General features: G+C 61.3%; 22 protein-coding genes. 19 read left to right on the forward strand and 3 right to left on the reverse strand.

The features are described from left to right. Positions 1-364 precede the first annotated feature (364 nt). Entirely contained in the window at positions 365-1018 is a 654-nt protein-coding gene (gene fsa / locus AN476_RS07000) for a fructose-6-phosphate aldolase (RefSeq protein WP_054460276.1), read from the reverse strand. A 97-nt stretch (positions 1019-1115) separates the two neighbouring features. Here fsa and AN476_RS07005 point away from each other — a divergent pair, with 97 nt between their 5' ends. Then, positions 1116-3311, forward strand: coding sequence for a primosomal protein N' (locus AN476_RS07005; protein ID WP_054460277.1), 2196 nt, complete (start codon positions 1116-1118; stop codon positions 3309-3311). A gap of 149 nt (positions 3312-3460) precedes the next feature. Here the strand turns inward: AN476_RS07005 and AN476_RS07010 are convergent, their stop codons facing one another. Then, positions 3461-4534, reverse strand: a complete 1074-nt coding sequence (locus tag AN476_RS07010) for a YeeE/YedE family protein (RefSeq protein WP_054460390.1) — start codon at positions 4532-4534, stop codon at positions 3461-3463. A 203-nt stretch (positions 4535-4737) separates the two neighbouring features. Here AN476_RS07010 and AN476_RS07015 point away from each other — a divergent pair, with 203 nt between their 5' ends. The 3 genes from AN476_RS07015 (at position 4738) to AN476_RS07025 (ending at position 7402) form a co-directional block, all read left to right on the forward strand. Next, positions 4738-5973 (forward strand): MFS transporter, encoded by a 1236-nt coding sequence (locus AN476_RS07015; protein ID WP_054460278.1) that lies wholly within the window; start codon positions 4738-4740, stop codon positions 5971-5973. 107 nt (positions 5974-6080) lie between these two features. Next, positions 6081-6953 carry a 50S ribosomal protein L11 methyltransferase gene (locus AN476_RS07020; protein ID WP_054460279.1) on the forward strand — a complete coding sequence of 291 codons (873 nt, stop codon included), beginning with the start codon at positions 6081-6083 and terminating at the stop codon, positions 6951-6953. A 104-nt stretch (positions 6954-7057) separates the two neighbouring features. Next, on the forward strand, positions 7058-7402 hold the full coding sequence (locus AN476_RS07025; RefSeq protein WP_054460280.1) for a hypothetical protein: 345 nt from the start codon (positions 7058-7060) through the stop codon (positions 7400-7402). 274 nt (positions 7403-7676) lie between these two features. Here the strand turns inward: AN476_RS07025 and AN476_RS07030 are convergent, their stop codons facing one another. Then, a complete protein-coding gene (locus tag AN476_RS07030; protein ID WP_054460281.1) occupies positions 7677-7895 on the reverse strand; it encodes a DUF1127 domain-containing protein in 219 nt (72 codons plus the stop codon). 371 nt (positions 7896-8266) lie between these two features. Between AN476_RS07030 and ruvC the strand changes: the two genes are divergently transcribed. The 15 genes from ruvC to ftsH all read left to right on the forward strand — a co-directional run bounded on the left by ruvC (position 8267) and on the right by ftsH (position 21641). After that, positions 8267-8764, forward strand: a complete 498-nt coding sequence (gene ruvC / locus AN476_RS07035; protein ID WP_054460282.1) for a crossover junction endodeoxyribonuclease RuvC — start codon at positions 8267-8269, stop codon at positions 8762-8764. Then, positions 8761-9450 (forward strand): Holliday junction branch migration protein RuvA, encoded by a 690-nt coding sequence (ruvA, locus tag AN476_RS07040; RefSeq protein ID WP_054460283.1) that lies wholly within the window; start codon positions 8761-8763, stop codon positions 9448-9450. Before ruvC ends, ruvA begins: the two co-directional genes overlap by 4 nt. A gap of 134 nt (positions 9451-9584) precedes the next feature. Further along, positions 9585-10607, forward strand: a complete 1023-nt coding sequence (gene ruvB, locus AN476_RS07045; protein ID WP_054460284.1) for a Holliday junction branch migration DNA helicase RuvB — start codon at positions 9585-9587, stop codon at positions 10605-10607. Positions 10608-10614: 7 nt separating this feature from the next. Then, entirely contained in the window at positions 10615-10941 is a 327-nt protein-coding gene (locus tag AN476_RS07050) for a MazG nucleotide pyrophosphohydrolase domain-containing protein (RefSeq protein WP_054460391.1), read from the forward strand. A 212-nt stretch (positions 10942-11153) separates the two neighbouring features. Then, positions 11154-11831, forward strand: a complete 678-nt coding sequence (locus AN476_RS07055) for a hypothetical protein (RefSeq protein ID WP_054460285.1) — start codon at positions 11154-11156, stop codon at positions 11829-11831. Between the two features lie 13 nt (positions 11832-11844). Further along, a complete protein-coding gene (thpR, locus tag AN476_RS07060) occupies positions 11845-12399 on the forward strand; it encodes an RNA 2',3'-cyclic phosphodiesterase (protein ID WP_054460286.1) in 555 nt (184 codons plus the stop codon). Positions 12400-12494: 95 nt separating this feature from the next. Continuing rightward, a complete protein-coding gene (gene ybgC, locus AN476_RS07065; RefSeq protein ID WP_054460287.1) occupies positions 12495-12881 on the forward strand; it encodes a tol-pal system-associated acyl-CoA thioesterase in 387 nt (128 codons plus the stop codon). A gap of 207 nt (positions 12882-13088) precedes the next feature. Then, entirely contained in the window at positions 13089-13784 is a 696-nt protein-coding gene (gene tolQ, locus AN476_RS07070; RefSeq protein ID WP_054460288.1) for a protein TolQ, read from the forward strand. A 3-nt stretch (positions 13785-13787) separates the two neighbouring features. Beyond that, positions 13788-14276: a protein TolR gene (tolR, locus tag AN476_RS07075; protein ID WP_054460289.1), complete on the forward strand. Its 489-nt coding sequence runs from the start codon at positions 13788-13790 to the stop codon at positions 14274-14276. 27 nt (positions 14277-14303) lie between these two features. After that, positions 14304-15425: a hypothetical protein gene (locus tag AN476_RS07080; RefSeq protein ID WP_054460392.1), complete on the forward strand. Its 1122-nt coding sequence runs from the start codon at positions 14304-14306 to the stop codon at positions 15423-15425. Between the two features lie 142 nt (positions 15426-15567). Continuing rightward, positions 15568-16905 carry a Tol-Pal system beta propeller repeat protein TolB gene (gene tolB, locus AN476_RS07085; RefSeq protein WP_054460290.1) on the forward strand — a complete coding sequence of 446 codons (1338 nt, stop codon included), beginning with the start codon at positions 15568-15570 and terminating at the stop codon, positions 16903-16905. A gap of 116 nt (positions 16906-17021) precedes the next feature. Beyond that, the gene (pal, locus tag AN476_RS07090; RefSeq protein WP_054460291.1) at positions 17022-17522 is read left to right on the forward strand and encodes a peptidoglycan-associated lipoprotein Pal; all 501 of its coding nucleotides are present in this window, start codon (positions 17022-17024) and stop codon (positions 17520-17522) included. A 4-nt stretch (positions 17523-17526) separates the two neighbouring features. Then, positions 17527-18366: a tol-pal system protein YbgF gene (gene ybgF, locus AN476_RS07095; RefSeq protein ID WP_054460393.1), complete on the forward strand. Its 840-nt coding sequence runs from the start codon at positions 17527-17529 to the stop codon at positions 18364-18366. 38 nt (positions 18367-18404) lie between these two features. Then, the gene (tilS, locus tag AN476_RS07100) at positions 18405-19640 is read left to right on the forward strand and encodes a tRNA lysidine(34) synthetase TilS (RefSeq protein ID WP_083464267.1); all 1236 of its coding nucleotides are present in this window, start codon (positions 18405-18407) and stop codon (positions 19638-19640) included. A 75-nt stretch (positions 19641-19715) separates the two neighbouring features. Continuing rightward, on the forward strand, positions 19716-21641 hold the full coding sequence (gene ftsH, locus AN476_RS07105; RefSeq protein ID WP_054460292.1) for an ATP-dependent zinc metalloprotease FtsH: 1926 nt from the start codon (positions 19716-19718) through the stop codon (positions 21639-21641). Positions 21642-21853: the final 212 nt, after the last annotated feature.

Here is a 21853-nt window from a genome sequence, read left to right on the forward strand (position 1 = left end):
AGCGGGGGGCTCCCGCCCAGGGCGGCTGGATCAAAGATCCCTGGCCCCGGTTGGGCCCAGCGCCGGGCTGCGCCCGGCGCAACAGGGCAAGATCTGCTGAGAAGCGGTTTCAGGGCAGGTCTGCCCAGAAACGCGCCTTATTGAGTGTGAAGCGCCCGCCGCCGCCTCAAGGGTGGATCGCGCCGGGGCGCGACCGCTGGCGCGGCCCTTGACCCGGCGGCGACCAATGGGGGCCGCCAGGACAGCCGCGACCAGGGGCAGGGTAAAGGGAAAGACGTGAAGGGTGTGTGCTGGGAAAAGAAAAGGCGCCCGCAATGGGCGCCTTTTGTCTGCTGCTTTCCGGTGCTCCCAATTAGCTGGGCGCTTACAGGATTTTGATGTCTGCGGCTTTGATGTCGTCGAGGAAAGTGGCCAGGCCCTTGTCGGTCAGCGGGTGGTTGGCCAGCGATTTGATCACGGCGGGGGGGGCGGTGATCACATCGGCGCCGATCAGGGCACTGTCGAGGATATGGTTGGCCGAACGGATCGACGCAGCCAGGATTTCGGTGTCAAAACCGTAGTTGTCATAGATCTGGCGGATATCGTTGATCAGCTCCATACCGTCGAGGTTGATATCATCCAGGCGGCCAATGAAGGGCGAGATGAAGGTGGCGCCGGCCTTGGCAGCGATCAGCGCCTGATTGGCGGAGAAGCAGAGGGTGACATTGACCATATGGCCGTCGTCGGAGAGGGTTTTACAGGCCTTGAGACCATCCCAGGTCAGCGGCACTTTGACGGCGATGTTTTCAGCGATCTCGACCAGCTTGCGGCCCTCGGCGATCATGGTCTCGGCGTCGGTGGCGGTGACCTCGGCAGAGACCGGGCCGGTGACCAGATCGCAGATCTCTTTGGTGACCTCAATGATGTCGCGACCGGATTTCTTGATCAGCGAAGGGTTGGTGGTCACACCATCGACCATGCCAAGGTCGTTCAGTTCGGCAATGGCGTCGATTTCGGCGGTATCTACAAAGAATTTCATCGGCGGGGATCCTTTTGGGAAAGTTTGGCCTTGATTGCGCTAGCCTTTAGCGCATGGCGCGGGCATTAAAAAGCCCCGAGGTTTGGAGGCGATACAGGTGAGCGGGCAGGACTTTTTCCATCAGGGCGACAGGGTGGCGGTTTTGACCGCGCAACCTCTTGATCGGCTTTTGGATTATCGCGCTCCCGAGGGTGGCTGTTTTCGCGGCGCTTTTGTGGAAGTGCCGCTGGGACCGCGCAAGGTTCTGGGGGTGATCTGGGGCGCTGGGGGTGGCGGTTTTGATTCGGCCAAGCTGCGCAGTGTCATCCGGGTGCTGGATCTGGCGCCGATGCGCGAGGAGATGCGCCAGTTTCTGACTCGTGCAGCAGATTACACGCTGACGCCCATGTCTTTGATGCTGCGGCTGGCAACCCGGGCTCCGGGCCTGTCGGACCCGCCGTCGATGCGAAAGGTGCTGCGACTGGGCGACAGCGCCCCCGAACGGATGACCGAGGCGCGTGCCCGGGTGCTGACGGTGATGGAGGATTTCAGCGCGCTGGCCTTTACCGCCAAGGAATTGTCGGATCTGGCGGAAGTCACCCCGTCGGTGGTGAAGGGATTGGTGAAACAGGGCGCGCTGCGCGAAGAGGAGACCCCGCGTGATCTGCCCTATCCGCCTCTGGACCCAGCGCGCCCCGGAAAGAAGTTGACCGAAGATCAGGCTGCTGCGGCTGCGACCCTGGCCAAAGCAGTGCAAAGCGGCAGCTATGGCACCACGCTGCTGAAGGGTGTCACCGGATCGGGCAAGACCGAGGTCTATCTGGAGGCCGTAGCGGCCTGTCTGCGCAGTGGCCGTCAGGCACTGGTGCTCTTGCCGGAAATTGCCCTGACAGCGGAATTTCTGAAACGGGTCGAGCAACGCTTTGGCGCCACCCCGGCGGAGTGGCATTCCGGCGCCACCATGACCGAGCGGCGCCGGGTCTGGCGCATGGTGGGCCAGGGCAGCGCGCAACTGGTGATCGGGGCGCGTTCGGCCCTGTTTTTGCCCTTTCGCGATCTGGGGCTGATCATTGTCGATGAAGAACATGACACCGCCTATAAGCAGGAAGAGGGCGTGTTGTATAACGCCCGTGACATGGCGGTGCTGCGCGCGGTGATGTGCTCGGCGCAGGTGGTGCTGGCTTCAGCGACACCTTCGCTGGAGACCTGGGTCAATGCCGAGGCGGGCAAATACAAGCGGGTGGATCTGAAGGCGCGCTTTGGCACTGCGGTTTTGCCGACGATGCGGGCAGTGGATATGCGCAGTGAGGCTCTGGCGCCGTCGACCTGGATTTCGCCGACCTTGAAGCAGGCGATGACTCTGCGCCTGGAGCGCGGGGAGCAGTCGCTCTTGTTCCTGAACCGGCGCGGCTTTGCGCCGGTGACGATCTGCCGGGCCTGCGGCACGCAGGTGGCCTGTGACAATTGCGATGCCCGCATGGTGGAGCATCGATTTTTGAAGCGGCTGATGTGCCATCAATGTGGCGAGACCAAGCCGGTGCCCGAGGTTTGCCCCTCCTGTCAGGTGGAGGGCAAGATGGCCCCGGTCGGGCCGGGCATTGAACGCCTGGGGGAGGAAGCCGCAGCGCTGTTTCCTGAGGCGCGCATTGCGGTGTTGAGCTCGGATCTGTTTGGATCAGCCCGGGCGCTGAAGGCGCGCATCGAAGAGATTGCCGCGGGAGAGGCGGACATCGTTCTGGGCACCCAGCTGGTGGCCAAGGGGCATAACTTTCCGCTCCTGACCCTGGTGGGGGTGATTGATGCGGACCTTGGCCTGCAGGGCTCGGATCTGCGCGCCGGAGAGCGCACCTTTCAGCTGATGCGCCAGGTGGCGGGGCGGGCGGGGCGGGCCGAACGCCCGGGCGAGGCGCTATTGCAGACCTTTCAGCCCGAGCATCCGGTGATCCTCGCAATCCTGAGCGGTGATGAGGAGGAATTCTGGCGCGCCGAGGCAGAAGAGCGTCGTGCCGCAGGCGTGCCGCCCTTTGGCCGCATGGCGGGGATTATCCTGTCGGGGTCCGATCTGGCGCAGGTCTTTGATCTGGGCAATGCGCTGGCGCGCAATGACGGGCCCCTGCGTCAGGTCGGGGCGCAGCTCTTTGGCCCGGCGCCGGCGCCGATCGCTCGGGTGCGCGGGCGACATCGGGTGCGACTGCTGGTGAAGGCGGAAAAGGGGGTTGCCCTGCAGGAGGCGCTGGCGCGCTGGGTGCAGCCCTTCCGCATGAAGGGCGACCTGCGTCTCAGCATTGATATTGATCCGCAGAATTTCTTTTGAAGCGGTTTTGAGGCGAGAGCGCCTTTTGTGAAACCCAGGCCGGGTGGCCCTGCGACTTGGGGGCAATTGAATATTTATGGAAAGATGATGACAGGGGCACCCTGTTGGTCGCGCGGTCGCGCCCTGTCAGGTCGGTGTTGGATTTGGGCTCAGGCTGTGGAGGTCTGGTGTTTTTGATCCACCAGAAAATCGGTGGTCACAGCGCCGACCCACATGAAGAACAGCGCCAGCCAAGCGGTGCCGGTGAAAATCGAGCCACCGGTGACGCCCGCGCCAATGGCACAGCCGCCGGCCAGCATCCCGCCAAAGCCCATCAGCACCGCGCCGATCATTGCCTTGCGCATGGTGGCGGCATCATCAAAGGCCTGCAGCTTCATCTCGCCCGCGGACCAGGCGGCCAGCATGGCGCCGATAAAGACTCCGGGCACCAGGCCGATGTCGAACTCAAGAATGGCATTGCGATCCAGGAAGAACATCAATGTGTGGGCCGAGGGGCCGGTGAAAGTTGCGCTTTCGATCTGCACCGGGTCAAAGGCCACCTGGGAGAGACCAAAGGTGAGCACCCAGCCAAGCGCTACGGCAAAGCCAACACCGGAGGCAAAGACCAGCCGCGCCGCGCCAATGTGATTGCGCCGCGACAAAACCAGCGCCAGGGCTGCGATCCCCAGTCCCAGCGCCAGCCCGCCCCATTCTGGCAAACCGACCTCGACCAGCAGATCCATATTGCGCCCGCCGGAGGTGATCCAGAGACCGGCGATCTTGTCACGCAGCGGCGAGAGCATGCCCGAGAGGCTCATCTGTGCCACCACGGCAAAAATCATGCCGGAAACCACCGAGCGAAGATTGCCGGTGGCGGCCAGCACCAGCAGGCGGCCGGAACAGCCGCGTGCCAGCACCATGCCTGCGCCAAAGATCAAACCGCCGATAATGGCGCCTGACCAGCTGCCGGGCACGGCCATCATCCGGGCGTCAGCACTGCGCATCAACCCCAATAGTTCGGCCCCCTGTACCCAGACCACGGCGGTAGAGAACGTGAGCAACCAGACCGCCATCCGGTCGCCCAGGCCGCCGCGGGCAAATTCTACCGTGGCGGCGCGCAGACAAAACCGGGAGCGCTGGGCTGCGATGCCAAAGGTAACACCGGTCAACAGACCAAAGAGCGCTGCCAGAGGGGCTTCGCCGAGGCGCTCGGCCAGAGTTTCGATAAGAGTGAGTAGATCCATGATCCAGGCCTCCGCGCGTAAGAATTCTGCGGACAATATACACATATTCGCATTTTTGATTTGATTTAGGTCATGGGCGGCGGGGGCAGAGCCCGGCACCGGTCCATATTTACGGGCGGCTGTTCTGTGCAGGGATGTGGGGCTGTATGTGCAGGGGCTGCTTTGGTCTCGCGCTGGGGCAAAAAGAGGCGTAGAGGAGGGGCATGTTCAAACCTCTCTCTCTGGATGCGGCCCGTCATTTGCCGCTGTGGCGTCGCCCGACAACATTGCTCTTTGTGATGGCGGTCTGCATGCCGATTGCCTTTAATGCCTGGTCAGCGCTGCTGAACAACTTTGTCATCGAGGTGGCGCAGTTTGACGGGGCTGATATTGGCCTGCTGCATACGGTACGCGAAATCCCAGGCTTTCTGGCGGTGGGGGTGATAGCGGTCATCCTGTTTGTGCGCGAGCAGGTGCTGGGGTTGATCTCGCTGATCATGCTGGGTGTGGCCACTATGCTGACCGCCTGGTTCCCCTCGCTTGGCGGCATTCTGATGATCACCCTGCTCAGCTCCATCGGCTTTCATTACTACGAGACGGTGAACCAGTCGCTGCAACTGCAATGGCTGCCCAAGGACCGTGCGCCGCAAATCCTGGGTTGGCTGATTGCCTGCGGGTCTGCCGCGACCTTTGTGGTCTACGGGCTGATCGTGCTGCTCTGGGAGAGCTTTGATCTCACTTTCAACATGGTCTTCATGACGGCTGGTGGCGTGACTGCACTGCTGGCCATGGCCTGCCTGCTGCTCTATCCGCAGTTTGACTCGCCAACACCACAAAACAAGAAACTGGTGCTGCGCCGCCGCTATTGGCTCTACTATCTGTTGCAGTTCATGGCCGGGGCACGGCGGCAGATCTTTGTGGTCTTTGCCGGTTTCATGATGGTGGAGCGCTTTGGTTTTGACGTGCATGAAGTCACCGGGCTGTTCCTCATCAACCTGGTGATCAATATTCTGGTGGCGCCGCTCCTGGGGCGGTTTGTGGCCCATTTTGGTGAGCGTCGAACACTGATTATCGAATATGCTGGCCTGGCGCTGGTCTTTGCGCTCTATGGCGGCATCTATTGGTTTGGCTGGGGCGTGTTGCTGGCCTCGATCCTCTATGTAGTGGACCATGTGCTCTTTGCGCTGGCGCTGGCGCTGAAGACCTATTTCCAAAAGATCGCAGATCCGGCGGATATCGCACCAACGGCGGCTGTGGCCTTTACCATCAACCATATCGCGGCGGTGTTCCTGCCGGTCCTGTTGGGGCTGCTTTGGGTGATTTCTCCGGCGATGGTTTTCGCACTGGCTGCTGCCATGGCGCTGGTCTCTTTGGGGCTGTCCTGCCTGATCCCGCGCCATCCGGAGCCGGGCAACGAGACGATTTTTGCCAAGTACCGGCCTCGGGTTGCGGCGGAATAACCCTGCGAAGGGCCGAAAACAGGGGAGATAGGCGGGCTGCGCAGCTCAGCTCTTGACCTCTGCGGTGCATCGGCCTAGGCGCGGGGCACCGCAGCTGGAGATCCGACATGCCCACCTTTACCGCTCTGACCACCCTTCCTGGCAAAGCCCAAGCCGAAGCCCTGGGCGATGCGATGGAGAGCCTGATGCCCGAACCCACCGGGGTGGGCGTTTTTGAGATGGAAGATGGCTCGGGCCTGTGGGAAGTGGGCGGCTATTTCACCGAAGAACCTGACCAGGCCGGGCTGGCCCTGCTGGCGACGCTGCACGGTGCCAAGGAATTCGCTGTCTCGGAACTGCCGGAAACCGATTGGGTGGCCCATGTGCGCCGCGAGCTGGCACCTGTCGAGGCGGGGCGCTTCTATGTCTACGGCAGCCATGACGCCGAGACCGTGCCCGAGGGGCGCATCCCGCTGCTGATCGAGGCGGCGATGGCTTTTGGCACCGGACACCATGGCACCACTCTGGGCTGTCTCAAAGCACTGGATCATCTGATCGACGCGGGATTTGTCGGCGCCAAGGTGGCTGATATTGGCTGCGGCACCGCGGTGCTGGCCATGGCAGCCGCGCGGGTCTGGGAAGGCGACTTTGTCGCCAGTGACATCGACGAGGTGGCGGTCGAGGTGGCCGAGGCCAATCTCAAGGCCAATGGCATGGAAGGAGCCGTCACCTGCCTGGAGGCGGCGGGCTTTGATCACCCCGGACTGAAAGACATGGCGCCCTATGATCTGGTCTTTGCAAATATCCTCAAAGGTCCGCTGGTGGCGCTGTCGCCGGATCTCTGCGCCAATCTGCGCCCCGGTGGCTATGCCATCCTGTCCGGGATTCTCAACGAACAGGCCGATAGCGTGATTTCCGTTTATGCCGAAAATGGAACCAATCTGGTGCGACGCGAAGAGATTGGTGAATGGACCACCCTGCTTTTGCAGCGGAATAGCTGATTTTACGAAGGTTTATGACGATTTTTAGGCAATTGCCTTGGAATCGCATCTGATGGAAACTATAAAAGTTTATCCGCTGGTGGGGGCCAGTTCGGAGCAACTTTATGAGTATTCAACATCAAGAATTCCGGGGTCGTGTGGCCCGTTTGCAGAGCAAACATGATGGTTTCTCGCAGGGCTATGCTGCGCGAGTCCAATCCGACGGGCTGATTGTCATCGAACCACGTAAGATCCGTTCGCGTGTCTCTGGAAAAATCTTTGTTCTGATCATCGGTGCCTTTTTGCTGTTCAAGGCTTTCCTGATAGCCGCGCTGGGCTTTGACACCTATGACGAACGGGTGGCCAAGCTGGCGGGCGGCAACCAGGTTGAACAGATTGGCGCAGTGATCATGCAGTCTGATCCGGCATCTGTCTGGGCGGCGCAACAAATCGGGCCTATTCTGCGCTAGAGCATAGCATCTATGCTGAGGGGCAGCTTTTGCCCGCCTCTCAAAGCGGCCAGTCTGACAGGGCGGCGCTGGGTGCCTGATTTCCCAATTGCCGATTAAAAAACCGTCGTGGCTTTGCCCGACGGTTTTTTGCAGTTCTGCCGCAGGATTTCGCCCCAGTGTTCAGATCGCCTCTTGGGCCAAAAGAAAACCGCCGCGGCCAGTCTGGCGCGCGGCGGCATGTGGGTGATCCTTTAGGGAGGAGGAGAGAGGATCACCGGGAGCTGGTCTATGATTAAAAGACAGGCTTGCCTGTTGCGATGTCTTCGATATCACCGCGGCTCAGGCCGATGTCAGCCAATTCGCGATCCGACAGAGCGTTCAGGGCGTTCTTGGAGTTGCGTGCATCATTCCACGACACCACGGCGCTGGCCGCGGCGATGAACAAAAGGCCGATACGGCCAAACAGGCCGGTGGAGCCATAGGTGGTGCGGGTCGTGTCAAAAGCAGCCATATCCTCATCCTTTGTATCTGAGTGAACATGTTGTGCAGCAACGGGATGTTGCTTCGGTTTTGCGCATTTAGGGTGGAATTTTTGCCCGCACAAGTGTCGAAAAACGCATGTGTCATATGCACAGTGCGCATAGCTTTGGCCTATAAAAATAAGGCTGATCTGTATCTATTTACGCCCTGCTCAGAAATGTCGCGTCCTGCCTGGTAAGGGGTCGGTTTTGGAACAGGATCCGGGGGTTTTGGCGTGGTGTTCCCATTTTGGCGCGGCCAGGGCGGCGTGCAACAGGATGGGAAAGCGTTTGGCCATGTTCGCCTTTTGTGCTATTTGCGGTAAAAATACTTTGAACACCACAGGCAAAGGCCGGGCAGAACATGCGCATTTTGGGAATTGATCCGGGGCTTCGCAACCTCGGGTGGGGGGTTATCGAATCGCAGGGCAGCCGGCTCAGCCATGTAGCCAATGGGGTCTGCACCTCGGATGGCGATGATCTGGGCGAGCGGCTGTTGTCGCTGCACAATCAGGTCTCAGAGGTGATCGAGCGCTATGCGCCCTGTCAGGCCGCCATTGAACAGACCTTTGTCAACAAGGACGGCGTGGCGACGCTGAAACTGGGACAGGCGCGCGGTGTTGCCCTGCTGACCCTGGCCAAGGCCGGCTTGCCCACCGGGGAATATGCCCCCAACCGGGTGAAAAAGACCGTGGTCGGGGTGGGCCATGCCAGCAAGGAGCAGATCATCCATATGGTCAAACTGCAGCTGCCCGGCTGCAGCCCCAAAAGCGCCGATGCGGCAGATGCGCTGGCGATTGCCATCTGTCACGCCTATTACGGTGGAACCCAGCAAAGACAGTTGAAAGAGGTGCGGGCATGATTGGCAAGCTCACGGGACGTCTGGACTATCGCGCCACGGATCACGTGCTGATTGACGTGCGTGGCGTTGGCTATCTGGTCTATTGCTCGGAACGCACCATGATGAGCCTGCCGGGGGTGGGTGAGCCGGTGGCGCTTTATACCGATATGCTGGTGCGCGAAGACCTTTTGCAGCTGTTTGGTTTTACCTCGCTGGTGGAGAAGGAATGGCACCGGTTGCTGACTTCGGTGCAGGGGGTCGGGGCCAAGGTTTCGCTGGCGATCCTGGGCACCCTGGGCCCCGATGGAGTCAGCCGTGCCATTGCCCTGGGGGACTGGGGCAGCGTCAAGGCGGCCAAGGGGGTTGGCCCCAAGACCGCGCAACGCATCGTGCTGGATCTGAAAGACAAAGCACCCGGTGTCATGGCCATGGGCGGCAGCCTACCCGAGGCTATGGAGGGTGCGGACCTGGAGGCGGTGGTCGAACCGGCAGAACCCGCCGCGCCAAAGAAAACGACGCGCAAGGCCAAGGCTCAGCCCAGCGGCGCGGCGGCGGCCTCGGCCGGGGCTTTGTCTGCTTTGGGCAACCTTGGTTATAGCCCCTCGGATGCGGCTTCAGCGGTGGCAGAGGCGGCAGGAGACAACCCCGAGGCTGATGAAGCTGCATTGATCCGCGCCGCGCTGCGGCTCTTGGCACCAAAGGGGTGAGGGGATGCAAGAGAAAGCGACCCTTATGCCTTGGCCTCTTGGCCAAGGCGCGCCTGAGCTCCCCCCCGGGAGGGCGCTTTGCACCCACCCGAGGTCGGGCACTGCGGATATAGCTAGCCGAACACGAGGCCCCCATGATTGACGCCGATCCCTCCCTGCGGCCCGAGCCGCTGCCCGAGGACAATGACCGCGCGCTGCGTCCGCAGGGCATTTCCGAATTCATCGGCCAGGCCGAGGCCCGCGCCAATCTGCGCATCTTTATCGAAAGCGCCCGCCGCCGGGGCGAGGCGATGGACCATACCTTGTTTCACGGGCCTCCCGGCCTGGGCAAGACAACGCTCGCACAGATCGTGGCGCGCGAGCTGGGGGTGAACTTCCGCATGACCTCGGGGCCGGTGCTGGCCAAGGCCGGGGATCTGGCGGCAATCCTGACCAATCTGGAAGCCCGCGATGTGCTGTTCATTGATGAGATCCACCGGCTGAACCCGGTGGTGGAAGAGATCCTCTATCCGGCGATGGAGGATTTTGAGCTGGACCTGGTGATCGGCGAAGGGCCCGCCGCGCGCACTGTGCGCATCGAGCTGCAGCCTTTCACCCTGGTGGGGGCCACCACCCGCATGGGGCTGCTCACGACGCCCCTGCGGGATCGCTTTGGCATCCCCACCCGGTTGCAGTTCTATACCGTGGAGGAGCTGTTTGAGATCGTCAGCCGCAATGCCCGCAAGCTGGGCACCCCGGCGGATGACGATGGCGCCCGAGAGATTGCGCGGCGCGCAAGGGGAACCCCAAGGATCGCCGGGCGGCTCCTGCGCCGCGTGGTGGACTTTGCGGTGGTCGAGGGCGACGGCCATATCACCCAGGCGCTGGCGGATGGGGCCTTGACCCGGTTGGGGGTCGATCATCTGGGGCTGGATGGGGCGGACCGGCGCTATCTGCGCTTGATCGCCGAAAACTATAGCGGAGGTCCGGTGGGCATCGAGACGCTTTCAGCGGCGCTGAGTGAAAGCCGCGATTCCCTAGAGGATGTGATTGAGCCATATCTGCTGCAACAGGGGCTGATCCAGCGCACTCCGCGGGGGCGAATGCTGGCGCAGAAGGCCTGGACCCATCTGGGCATGGCACCGCCGCCGCGTGCAGCGGACCTGTTTGGACAATAGGGTGGCGATGGCCAAGGCCCCAAGACAGGCGCGGGCAGGGGATCTGACTGCCTTGACCGAATTGGCCCGTCGCGTCTCCGATATCTATGCCGAACGTTTTGACATCAATCGGGATCCCACCTGGTATCTGGGCAAGATGAGCGAAGAGCTGGGAGAGGTCACCGCCGCCTATCTGAAACTGCAGGGACAGGGGCGGGGCCCGGGGACGCGCCGGGATCTGGAGGATGAACTTGGCGATCTGTTGGGCTTTGTGCTGCTTTTTGCAGATTGGCAGGGCGTGGATATCGGGGCGGCTTTTGAGCGCAAATGGGGAGGATATTTGCCCGGTGATTGATTTTGCTAAGAAGGCCCTCAGGGGGCGGTGTGCCCCCTGAGGGCCTAACCCAATTTTAAGGAAGCACTGCGCGTCAAGGACAAGCCGCTGCGCGGGGCCTGGCGGCCTCCTTGACCCGCGGGGGCAGTCGGGGTGGTCTTGTCGTTTTGCTCTGTGCGGGGCATAGAGCGGCAAGCCGCACTGCAAAACGCCTATCTGATGGAGAGCCTCTCATGTCGCTGGACCTGACCCCGGAAGACATCCAAGCCTTTTTCACCCGCCCGGATGGCAGCTATCTTTTTGCCCGCTGGGGGCGCCCCATTGCGCCGATTGTCTTTGGCGTTGAGGATCAGACCCTGCGGGTGGTCAAAGGGGCCATCGAGGCGGTGGCAACGCTGGCGGGGGCACAGATGGCGGAGACCGATCCGGAACTGGGCTCCAACCTGATGTTCTTTTTCTTTCGCGACTGGAGTGAGCTGTTGGATGTGCCCGATATGGGGCGTCTGATTCCCGGGCTGGAGGCGCTGGTTGCGCGTCTTCAGGCGGCGGATGCCAGCCAGTACCGGGCTTTCCGCTTTGATGATCAAGGCGCCATTCAGGCCAGTTTTGTCTTTTTGCGCATGCAGGGGGCCTTGGCCGAAATTCCGGCCGAAACCCTGGCGCTGGGTCAGGCGGCGCAGGTGATTGTGATGTGGGGCGAGGCCGCCTTTGCCGAGACCTCGCCGTTGGCGGTGCTGCCAGAGACCGGCGCGACTATCCTGCGCCCCGAGATTGCCGCCATTATTGCTGCCGCCTATGACCGGATGATGCCGCCCTCTGCGGATGATGCCTCTCATGCTCTGCGGTTGTTTGCCAGGCTGCAAGCGCCAACCCAGACCCGCGCGCCGGGTTCCCCCGAGGCGCAGGGCTAACGGGGCTGGGACGGTGCGTTGTTTTCTGGGGCTTTGCCTGCCGGATCCGATCCTTGATCAGCTGGACCGGCTGCAGGATGAGATCCCGGTCGGGCGGCGGGTGCCCAGTGAAAATCTGCATATTACGCTGAGCTTTCTGGACGACCAACCCGACGAGCTGTTGGAGGCCCTGCATCAGGCGCTCTGCCAATTCCGGGCGCCTCAGCTGCGGCTGGAGCTGCGCGGGTTGCGCGTCATGGGCGGCAAGAGCCCAAGGGTGCTCTGTGCCGAGGTGACGCCGGATGCCTCTCTGAGCCAGTTGCAAAGCTGCCTGCGGTCGCTGGTACAGGTCAGTGGCATTGCCCTGCCGCGGGCGCGCTTTCGCCCGCATGTCACGCTGGCGCGGTTTGCCCCGCGCCTGCAACCGGGCCAGCAGCAGCGGATAGAAAAGGCGCTGCTACAATATGGCGGCTTTACCTCGCCGGTTTTTGCGGTCCCTGAAATCACGTTGTTTGGCTCGACCCTTCTGCCTGATGGCGCCCGTTACGAGGTGTTGGCGCAATACCCGCTGGGGGCGGAGCCGAGCTGAGAGCGCTACGGAACATGGCTGTCGCGCCGTGCCGGGGCTTGTGAGCGTCTTGTCCCGGACCTAGGTTGCCAGCAAGAGCACAGGAGCATTTTCCCATGACCCACATCTTTCCCGTCCGCGTCTACTACGAGGACACCGACATGGGGGGCATTGTCTATCACGCCAATTACCTGCGCTTTATCGAACGCGCCCGCAGTGACTGGGTGCGCGGCCTGGGCAATGATCAAAACGCCATGCGCGATGCCGGGGTGATCTGGGTGGTGCAGCGGATCGAAGCAGATTACCTCGCCGCGGCAAAATATGATGACGAACTGGTGATCGAAACCGAGATGATCAAACTGACCCCGGCGCGGCTGATCATGAGCCAGCTGGTCAAGCGCGGCGAGACCGCGCTGTTTCGCGCCAAGGTCTCGGCGGTTTGTATGAGCGCAGAGACCGGGCGGCCGACGCGGCTTCCGGCAGAGATTCGCGCATTGCTGTAACAATGCCTGCCCGGCGCACTGTTTGATTGGCAATTGCTGCGAACATCGGCTAGCCTGCTTGAAAATAAGGCCGCAACAGACGGCTGAGGTCGCAACAGACGATCAAGAGCACTTGAGGGCAACACGCAGACAATATCGGGCTTCCGCAGTGGGGCGCGATGTACAGATGTAAGACCGGAGCGATCCGGCAGAGGATTGAGCAGGCAAATGGAAGCAGAAACTCTGGCGCTGGCGCAGGAGATTGACTTCTCCATGTGGGGTCTTTTCGCGCGGGCCACCTTTACCGTGAAACTGGTGATGCTGATGCTGACGGCGGCCTCGATCTGGTCCTGGGGTATCATTATTCAGAAACTGATCAACTATCGCCAGGCGCGGCGCCGGGCGGCGCGTTTTGACCAGGCCTTTTGGTCGGGAGAGCCGTTGGATGGGCTGTTTGACCAACTGGGCCCGGATCCCACGGGCCATTCAGAGCGGATTTTTGCTGCCGGGATGGCAGAGTGGCGGCGCAGCCACCGCAGCGATGGTGGGCTGATCCCCGGGGCGCAGGCACGGATTGATCGTTCGATGGACGTGGCTATCGCCAAAGAGACCGAAGATTTGCAACGCGGATTATCGGTGCTGGCGACCGTGGGCTCTACCGCGCCCTTTGTCGGGCTGTTTGGCACCGTCTGGGGCATCATGACCGCTTTTATCGAGATTGCTGAACAGCAAAGCACCAATCTGGCGGTTGTCGCTCCCGGCATTGCCGAGGCGCTTTTGGCTACCGGCCTGGGCCTGCTGGCGGCGATCCCTGCGGTGGTCTTTTACAACAAGCTGAGCGCCGACAGCGATCGTATCTTGGGCGGTTACGAGGCCTTTGCGGATGAGTTTGCCACCATCCTTAGCCGTCAGTTGGATTCCTGAGCCATGGGAGCCGCGGTTCAGACCTCCTCCTCTAGTGACCGGCGTCGTGGTCGGCGTCGGGGCCGGGCACGGCCCATGTCTGAAATCAATGTGACACCCTTTGTCGATGTCATGCTGGTCTTGCTGATCATCTTCATGGTGGCCGCGCCACTGACCACCGTCGGCGTGCCGGTGGATCTGCCAAAGACTGAGGCAGGCGCGTTGCCAAGTGAGCAGGAAGAGCCGCTGACCGTGACCATGATCCTGGGCGGCGAGATCCAGATCCAGACCACCCCGGTGGCCCGCGCCGAACTGGTGGCAAAACTGCGCGCCATCGCGGCGGAACGCACATCCGACCGGGTCTACCTGCGTGCTGATGGTGGGATTTCCTATGCGGAGGTGATGCAGGTGATGGGGGCGCTGAACGCAGGCGGCTTTGCCAATGTCGGTCTGGTGACAGATTTGGCGGCGCCAGAGACCGATGCGGCCTCCGTTTCTGGCACGGATCAATAAGCGGGGGCTTGGGGCATTTTTATGGGCCTGCAAACCGGAACCAAAATCTCTCTTGCCGGGCACGGGGTGCTGGTGGGCTGGGTGGCCTTTGGCGCCTGGTTGCCCTCGGAGCCGCTACCGCTGCCGGTTCAGGAGGTTGCGGTGATTTCGGCGCAAGAATTTGCCAGGTTGAGCCAGCAGATTCAGGCCCCTGAGGTGGTAGAAACCCCAAGCAGTCTGACGCCACCAGAGCGATCTCCTGAGCCCCCCGAGGTCTCGGTGCGTCCGGAAACCCGCCCCGATACATCCACGCCCCAATCGACGCCCGCTCCGGCCGAGGAGGCTCCGGTGCCAACCCCGCCCGAGCCCGAGCCGGAACCCGAGCTGGCCGACTCGCTGCCGGTGCCTGAGAGTCCGATTGAAACGCCCACAATCCTGCGAAACCTGCCGGTTCCCGAACAGGTCCGTCCCGCAGATCGGGTTGCGCCTGTGCCAGTAGAGGCCCCAGAGGATGAGGTCGCGATTGATGATTTGGTGCAGGAAGAGGTGAGCCCGGATGCGGGCGCGGTGAGCGCGCAGGAACTGCAGGACGCAACTGCGCCCGAAGCGGCCAGCGACAGAATTGCCACCGAAGCCAATGAAGATGACGAGGCCGAGCCCGCCCCGACGGTGACAGCTCCGGCGACCTCGGTGCGGCCAAAGGCACGGCCAAGGCGCCCCGAGCCGCCCCAGGTGGCGGAACCAGAGCCAAACACGCCCGAGCCAGATCAATCTTCGGCGATTGAGGATGCCCTGGCGGCTGCCATAGCAGGTGGCGGCGAAGTGGAAGCGCCGGAGCCCGCGGGCCCGCCCTTGACGGTTGGTGAGAAAGACGCGCTGCGGGTGTCGGTGTCCAAATGCTGGAACGTGGGTTCGCTCTCGACCGAGGCGCTGAAGACCACCGTCGAGGTTGCTGTCTCGCTTGACCCGGAGGGGCGGCCCAAAACCGGCACCATCCGGATGATGGCAAGCACCGGTGGCTCTGCCAGTGCGGCCAAACAGGCCTATGAGGCGGCGCGGCGCGCGATCATTCGCTGCGGAGCCAAGGGGTTTTCCCTGCCGAGCGAAAAATATGACCATTGGCGTGACATCGTGATGACTTTTAACCCTGAGAAGATGCGGATCAAATGAGACACCAAAAAGTGAAAACGCCACGCAGGGGGTTCGATTATGAAGACGACTATGATTGTGGCGGGGGTGTTTTTCCCCCTGCATTGACACCCCGAACGCTTGATACTGCACTGACATTCACTCCGGAAAGGACGCGACGCTCATGAGGCGCAACCTGACAGCTCTTTTGGCAAGCCTTCTTCTTGCGGCGGCTCCGCTGGTGCTTTCTGGCAGCAGCGCCGAAGCCCAGAATGGCCCTCTGCGGATCGAAATCACTGACGGGGTGATCGAACCCTTGCCCTATGCGGTGCCGAGTTTTCTGGCTGAAACTCCGGCAGCGGCAGAGCTGGCCAATCAAATCACCCGAGTGATTGCGGCGGATCTCAGCGGCACGGGCCTGTTTCGTGAAATCCCTGCCACCGCGCATATCTCTGGCGTGACCGATTTTAACGCGCCCGTGCGTTATGCCGATTGGAAAGCGGTGAACGCCCAGGCCCTGATCACCGGGGCCGTGTCGGTCAATGGCAAGCAGCTGACCGTGCGTTTCCGCGGCTATGACGTCTTTGCAGACAATGAACTGGGCGCGGGCCTGCAGTTCAGCGGCACCACCGATGGCTGGCGTCGCATGGCCCATAAGGTGGCCGATGCCATCTACAGTAGGATCACCGGTGAAAGCGGCTATTTTGACAGCCGGGTGGTGTTTGTCTCGGAAACCGGTCCCAAGAACGACCGACGCAAGCGGTTGGCAATCATGGATTATGATGGCGCCAATGTGCAGTATCTGACCAATAGCGCTGCGCTGGTGCTGGCGCCGCGCTTCTCGCCCACCGGCGACCGGGTGCTCTACACCAGCTATGAAAGCGGCTTTCCGCAGATCCATGTGCTGGATGTGGGCAAGGTGCAGCGCCGGGTTCTGTCGGCGGATAAGGGCATCATGAGCTTTGCGCCGCGCTTTGCTCCCGATGGCAATACCGTGGTCTATTCGCAGGCCGAAGGCGGCAATACCGATCTTTACACAATGGATATCGCCACGGGGGCGCGCAAGCGGCTGACCCATGCGCCTTCGATCGAGACGGCGCCTTCCTATTCGCCAGATGGCAGCCAGATCGTCTTTGAAAGCGACCGCTCCGGCACGCCGCAGCTCTATGTGATGTCCGCCAGTGGTGGTGAAGCCCGCCGGGTGAGCTTTGGCAAGGGGCGCTATGGCACGCCTGTTTGGTCGCCGCGTGGTGATCTCATCGCCTTTACCAAGCAAAGCAAGGGGCGGTTTCATATTGGCGTCATGCGGCTGGATGGCAGCGAAGAACGCCTGCTGACGGCTTCGTTCCTGGATGAGGGCCCCAGCTGGTCCCCCAATGGGCGGGTGATCATGTTTACGCGTGAAACCCAGGGGGCCAATGGTCGCGCGCTGCTTTACTCGGTGGATATCCTGGGACGGAACTTGAAACCGGTGCGCACACCGGACGGGGCCTCTGATCCGGCCTGGTCGCCGTTGCAATAACAAAAGACTGTTAAAGCCTGAACCGGCGTGAAAACGCAAGGCTGGAAGACCTGCATAGAATCGGCCCCTGCTCTGTGATAGGTTCGGGCCAAGAAACCAAAGGAAAAGACTTTGTCATGAGCGGTTTTAAGAAGGCATTTATGCTTGTTGCAGCCCTGGGGCTGGCAGGCTGTAGCACCTCGCCCTGGGACGATAGCGCCCTTGGCAATACCGGCGGAGCGGGTGATCTCGGCTCTAATCTGAATCCGGCCAGCCCGGCCTATTTCCAGGAAACCATCGGTGACCGTGTGCTGTTTCTGGTGGATCAGTCCACGCTGAACCCGGCAGCGGAAGCCATCCTGCAGGGCCAGGCGCGCTGGCTGACGGCCAACGCGGATTACACCGTGACCATCCAGGGCCATGCAGATGAGCAGGGCACGCGGGAATATAACCTGGCTCTGGGCGCGCGCCGCGCCAATTCCGCGCGGGAGTATCTGATTTCGCAGGGCATTGCTGGTTCCCGTATTGATGTGGTCAGTTTTGGCAAGGAACGCCCGCTAGAGATCTGCTCGGCGGAAAGCTGTTATGCCAAGAACCGCCGTGCGGTCACTGTCTTGGCCGGTGGATTGACGGGGTAAGATGATGCGGTTTCTGCAAGCGGTCTTTTTGTCGACAACTCTATTGGGGACATCCAGCCTGGTGTCACCTGCATTGGCGCAGGATCAACAGACCCTGGCTGACATTCGTCAGGAATTGACGGTGCTCTATGTGGATATTCAGCGCCTCAAGCGCGAGCTCTCCACCACCGGAGGTGCCAATTCCGGAGTTGTCGCGGGCAGTTCGGTTCTGGACCGCGTAGGGGCGATCGAGACCAGCTTGCAGCAACTCACTGCGCAGACGGAACAGTTGGAATACCGCATTAATCGCATTGTTGCCGATGGCACCAATCGGATTGGTGATCTGGAATTCCGTCTGGTGGAGCTGGAAGGTGGCGATATCGCAGCGCTTGGAGAAACCACCACCCTGGGTGGTGAAGAGGCGCTGACCGGCGCCGGAAGCCTGGGGAGCGGGCAATCAGAGACCGACGGCAGCGAGCTGGCGGTTGGGGAACAGGCTGATTTTGACGCAGCCCAGCAGGATCTGAGCGACGGCTCTTATCAGCAGGCCGCAGAGAAATTCGCCATTTTCACCCAGTCCTATCCCGGAAGTCCCCTCGCTCCAAAGGCCGATTTCAACCGTGGCAAGGCGCTGGACGGTTTGGGCGATACCCGCGAAGCGGCGCGCGCCTACCTGGCCTCCTTTACCGCAGAGGCAAATGGTGAAACCGCGCCCAAGGCTCTGTTTGAACTGGGGGCTGCCCTGGGGCGCCTGGGCCAGGTTGATCAGGCCTGTATTACCTTGTCAGAGGTGGCCGTGCGCTTCCCGGGGAGCGATACAGTCGCAGTGGCGACGGTCGAAATGGCCGAATTGGGATGCTCTTGACGGAAACCGGAATTGAGAAGACCGGCAGCAGGGAAAAGATGATCTCTACCCTGCGCCGTCACTTTACCACGCCGCCGCCTGCGCGGATTGGCATCGCGGTCTCTGGTGGCGGTGATTCCGTCGCCTTGATGCATCTTCTGCAAGAGTGCTTTGGCGATGAGCCGGTCGAGCTCATGGTGGCCACGGTTGACCACGGGCTGCGTGACGAATCGCGGCAGGAGGCCGAGGCGGTTGCCCGGATGGCGCAGGGGCTTGGCCTGCGTCACGAGATCCTGACATGGCAACAGGGGCCAGAGGAGACGGGAAATTTGCAGGACCAGGCGCGGCGCGCCCGGTATGAATTGCTGGTGGATTGGGCCCGGCGAAACGGAATCCCGGTTCTGGCACTAGGCCATACGGCGGATGATCAGGCCGAAACCGTGATCATGCGGCTGACGCGGGCCTCTGGGGTCAACGGGCTTGCAGGCATACCGGTGCGGCGCACGCAGGATGGGGTTTCTTTGGTGCGCCCCTGTCTGGCGATGCGGAGGGTTGATCTGCGACAGTATCTGCGCGCGGTGGGGCAGGATTGGATTGAAGACCCGTCAAACGACGATGAGAGCTTTGACCGCATCAAGATCCGCAAAGCTTTGGCCGTTTTGGAGGAGCTCGGGCTGACCGTGCCGGCATTGGCTACCGTGGCGCAGAATATGGGTAAGGCGCAAAAGGCGCTCGGCTGGTATGCCTTCCTGTCGGCGCGGGATATGGTGCAGATTGAGGCTGGGGCCGTGGTTTTTGAGTTGCGAAAATTCCGCACGCTGCCGGATGAAATCTCGCATCGGTTGATGATGCAGGCGCTTTTGTGGGTTTCTGGCGGCCAATACCCGCCGAGACGCCAGCCAATGATCGAGGCCGTGGCAATTGCGCAGCGCGGCGGATCGACCACTCTGGCGGGATGCCGGGTCCTGAGCCACAGGGATAAGATCTGGGTCTGTCGCGAGGCGGCCATGGTGCAGCAAGAGCGCTGCGAACCCGGCGAGGTCTGGGATCATAGATGGTGTTTTTTTGGCGGAAAATTAGAGGCTTGCGAGGTTCGCGCTGTGGGGGAACTCGGATTGAAATCCTGCCCCAACTGGAGGGACCAGGGCTGCCCGGCGCCGGTTTTGGAGGTCACCCCTTCGCTGTGGCGAGACGGGGTTTTGGTGGCGGCCCCGCTGGCCGGATTGGCCAATGGATGCAGCGCAGAACCGATAAATAGTGCAGAAGAGTTCTTCGCATCGCTTTTATCGCATTGAACCTGCGTGAATGTTCCTTATTTTATGCGCAACGAGGGCGTTCTGCGCGGACGCCCGGATATTAGGAGATATTCCTTGGGAAACGCACGTAACATCGCCTTCTGGGTTGTTCTGTTTGTCTTGATCCTGGCGCTGTTCAATCTGTTCAGTGGCTCAGGCGGTACGATGCAGAGCAACGAACGCTCTTTCTCTGATTTTGTTGCCTCAGTCGAAGGTGGACAGGTCAGCACTGTGGTGCTGGACGGGGAGCAGGTTCGCTTTTCGACCTCTGACGGACAGAACTATGTGACCATCCGGCCCTCTGATGCCGAAGTCACCGAGTTGCTGATCAAGAACAACATTCCGGTGCGGGCTGAAAAGCAGCAGCAATCTGGGTTCCAGTCCTTTTTGATTACCTTGCTGCCTTTCGTGCTGCTGATTGGTGTCTGGATCTATTTTATGAACCGGATGCAGGGCGGTGGCAAAGGTGGGGCCATGGGCTTTGGCAAATCCAAGGCCAAGATGCTGACGGAAAAGCATGGCCGCGTCACCTTTGATGATGTGGCGGGCATTGATGAGGCCAAGGAAGAGCTGGAAGAGATCGTGGAATTCCTGCGCAACCCGCAGAAATTCTCGCGGCTCGGCGGCAAGATCCCCAAGGGCGCTCTGCTGGTGGGCCCTCCCGGCACTGGTAAAACGCTGCTGGCCCGCGCGATTGCAGGTGAGGCGGGGGTGCCGTTCTTCACCATTTCGGGCTCTGACTTTGTTGAGATGTTTGTCGGGGTCGGTGCCTCTCGCGTGCGCGACATGTTTGAACAGGCCAAGAAGAACGCCCCCTGTATTGTCTTTATCGATGAGATCGACGCTGTTGGCCGTCATCGTGGTGCTGGCTATGGCGGTGGCAATGATGAGCGCGAGCAGACCCTGAACCAGCTCTTGGTTGAGATGGACGGCTTTGAGGCCAATGAAGGCGTCATCATCCTGGCTGCGACCAACCGAAAGGATGTGCTGGACCCAGCCCTGCTGCGTCCGGGTCGTTTTGACCGCAACGTGACCGTTGGCAACCCCGACATCAAGGGCCGCGAAAAGATCCTCGGCGTGCATGCCCGCAAGACCCCGCTGGGTCCGGACGTCGATCTGCGCATCATTGCCCGTGGCACGCCTGGGTTCTCGGGCGCGGATCTGGCCAACCTGGTCAACGAATCTGCGCTGATGGCTGCCCGCGTTGGCCGCCGCTTTGTCACCATGGAGGATTTTGAATCCGCCAAGGATAAGGTGATGATGGGCGCCGAACGTCGCTCGATGGTGCTGACCCAGGACCAAAAGGAAAAAACTGCCTATCACGAGGCGGGCCATGCGGTTGTTGGTCTGGAGCTGCCGCTCTGCGATCCGGTCTACAAGGCGACCATCATTCCCCGCGGCGGTGCCCTGGGGATGGTTGTCTCGTTGCCGGAAATGGACCGTCTCAACTATCACCGCGATGAATGCGAACAAAAGCTGGCCATGACCATGGCGGGCAAGGCTGCGGAAGTGATCAAATACGGTGAAGATCATGTCTCCAACGGCCCTGCCGGCGATATCCAGCAGGCTTCGGCCCTGGCGCGGGCCATGGTGTTGCAGTGGGGCATGTCCGACAAGGTGGGCAATATCGACTACCGCGAAGCGGCAGAAGGCTATTCTGGCAATACCGCAGGTTTCTCGGTCTCCGCCCATACCAAGGAGCTGATTGAGGAAGAGGTGAAACGCTTCATCCAGACTGGCTATGACCGGGCCTTGCAGATCCTCACTGACAAGAATGAGGAATGGGAACGTCTGGCCAAGGGGCTGTTGGAATATGAAACCCTGACTGGTGATGAGATCAAGCGGGTCATGAAGGGGGAGCCGCCGCATGAGAAGGGCGACGACTCCGACGAGGATCAGGGCAATGCTTCGGTCACGGCGATTCCTAAGGCCAAGCCGAAGAAGCCCTCTCCCGATGGAGAAGGTGGCGAGAGTGGGCTGGAGCCCGAGCCGACCTCCTAAGTCATAGGCCCTATGTACAATGAGACGAGACCCCAAATGCCCTCACCGGTTTTGGGGTCTTTTTTCCATCGTGGCCTGTAGCGCCTAGATTGGCTTTTGGGGGTGGCGCGGGGCTGGCGGGCAGCGAGCTGCCCGCCAGCCCCGCGCCCGGGTCGGATCGCTTTGCGATCCGATCCCGCTCCTAGACGCAAATGGGGCTTTCCATCGGAAAA

Source organism: Phaeobacter sp. 11ANDIMAR09 (assembly GCF_001294455.1).
In the GTDB taxonomy this organism is placed as follows: Bacteria; Pseudomonadota; Alphaproteobacteria; order Rhodobacterales; family Rhodobacteraceae; genus Pseudophaeobacter.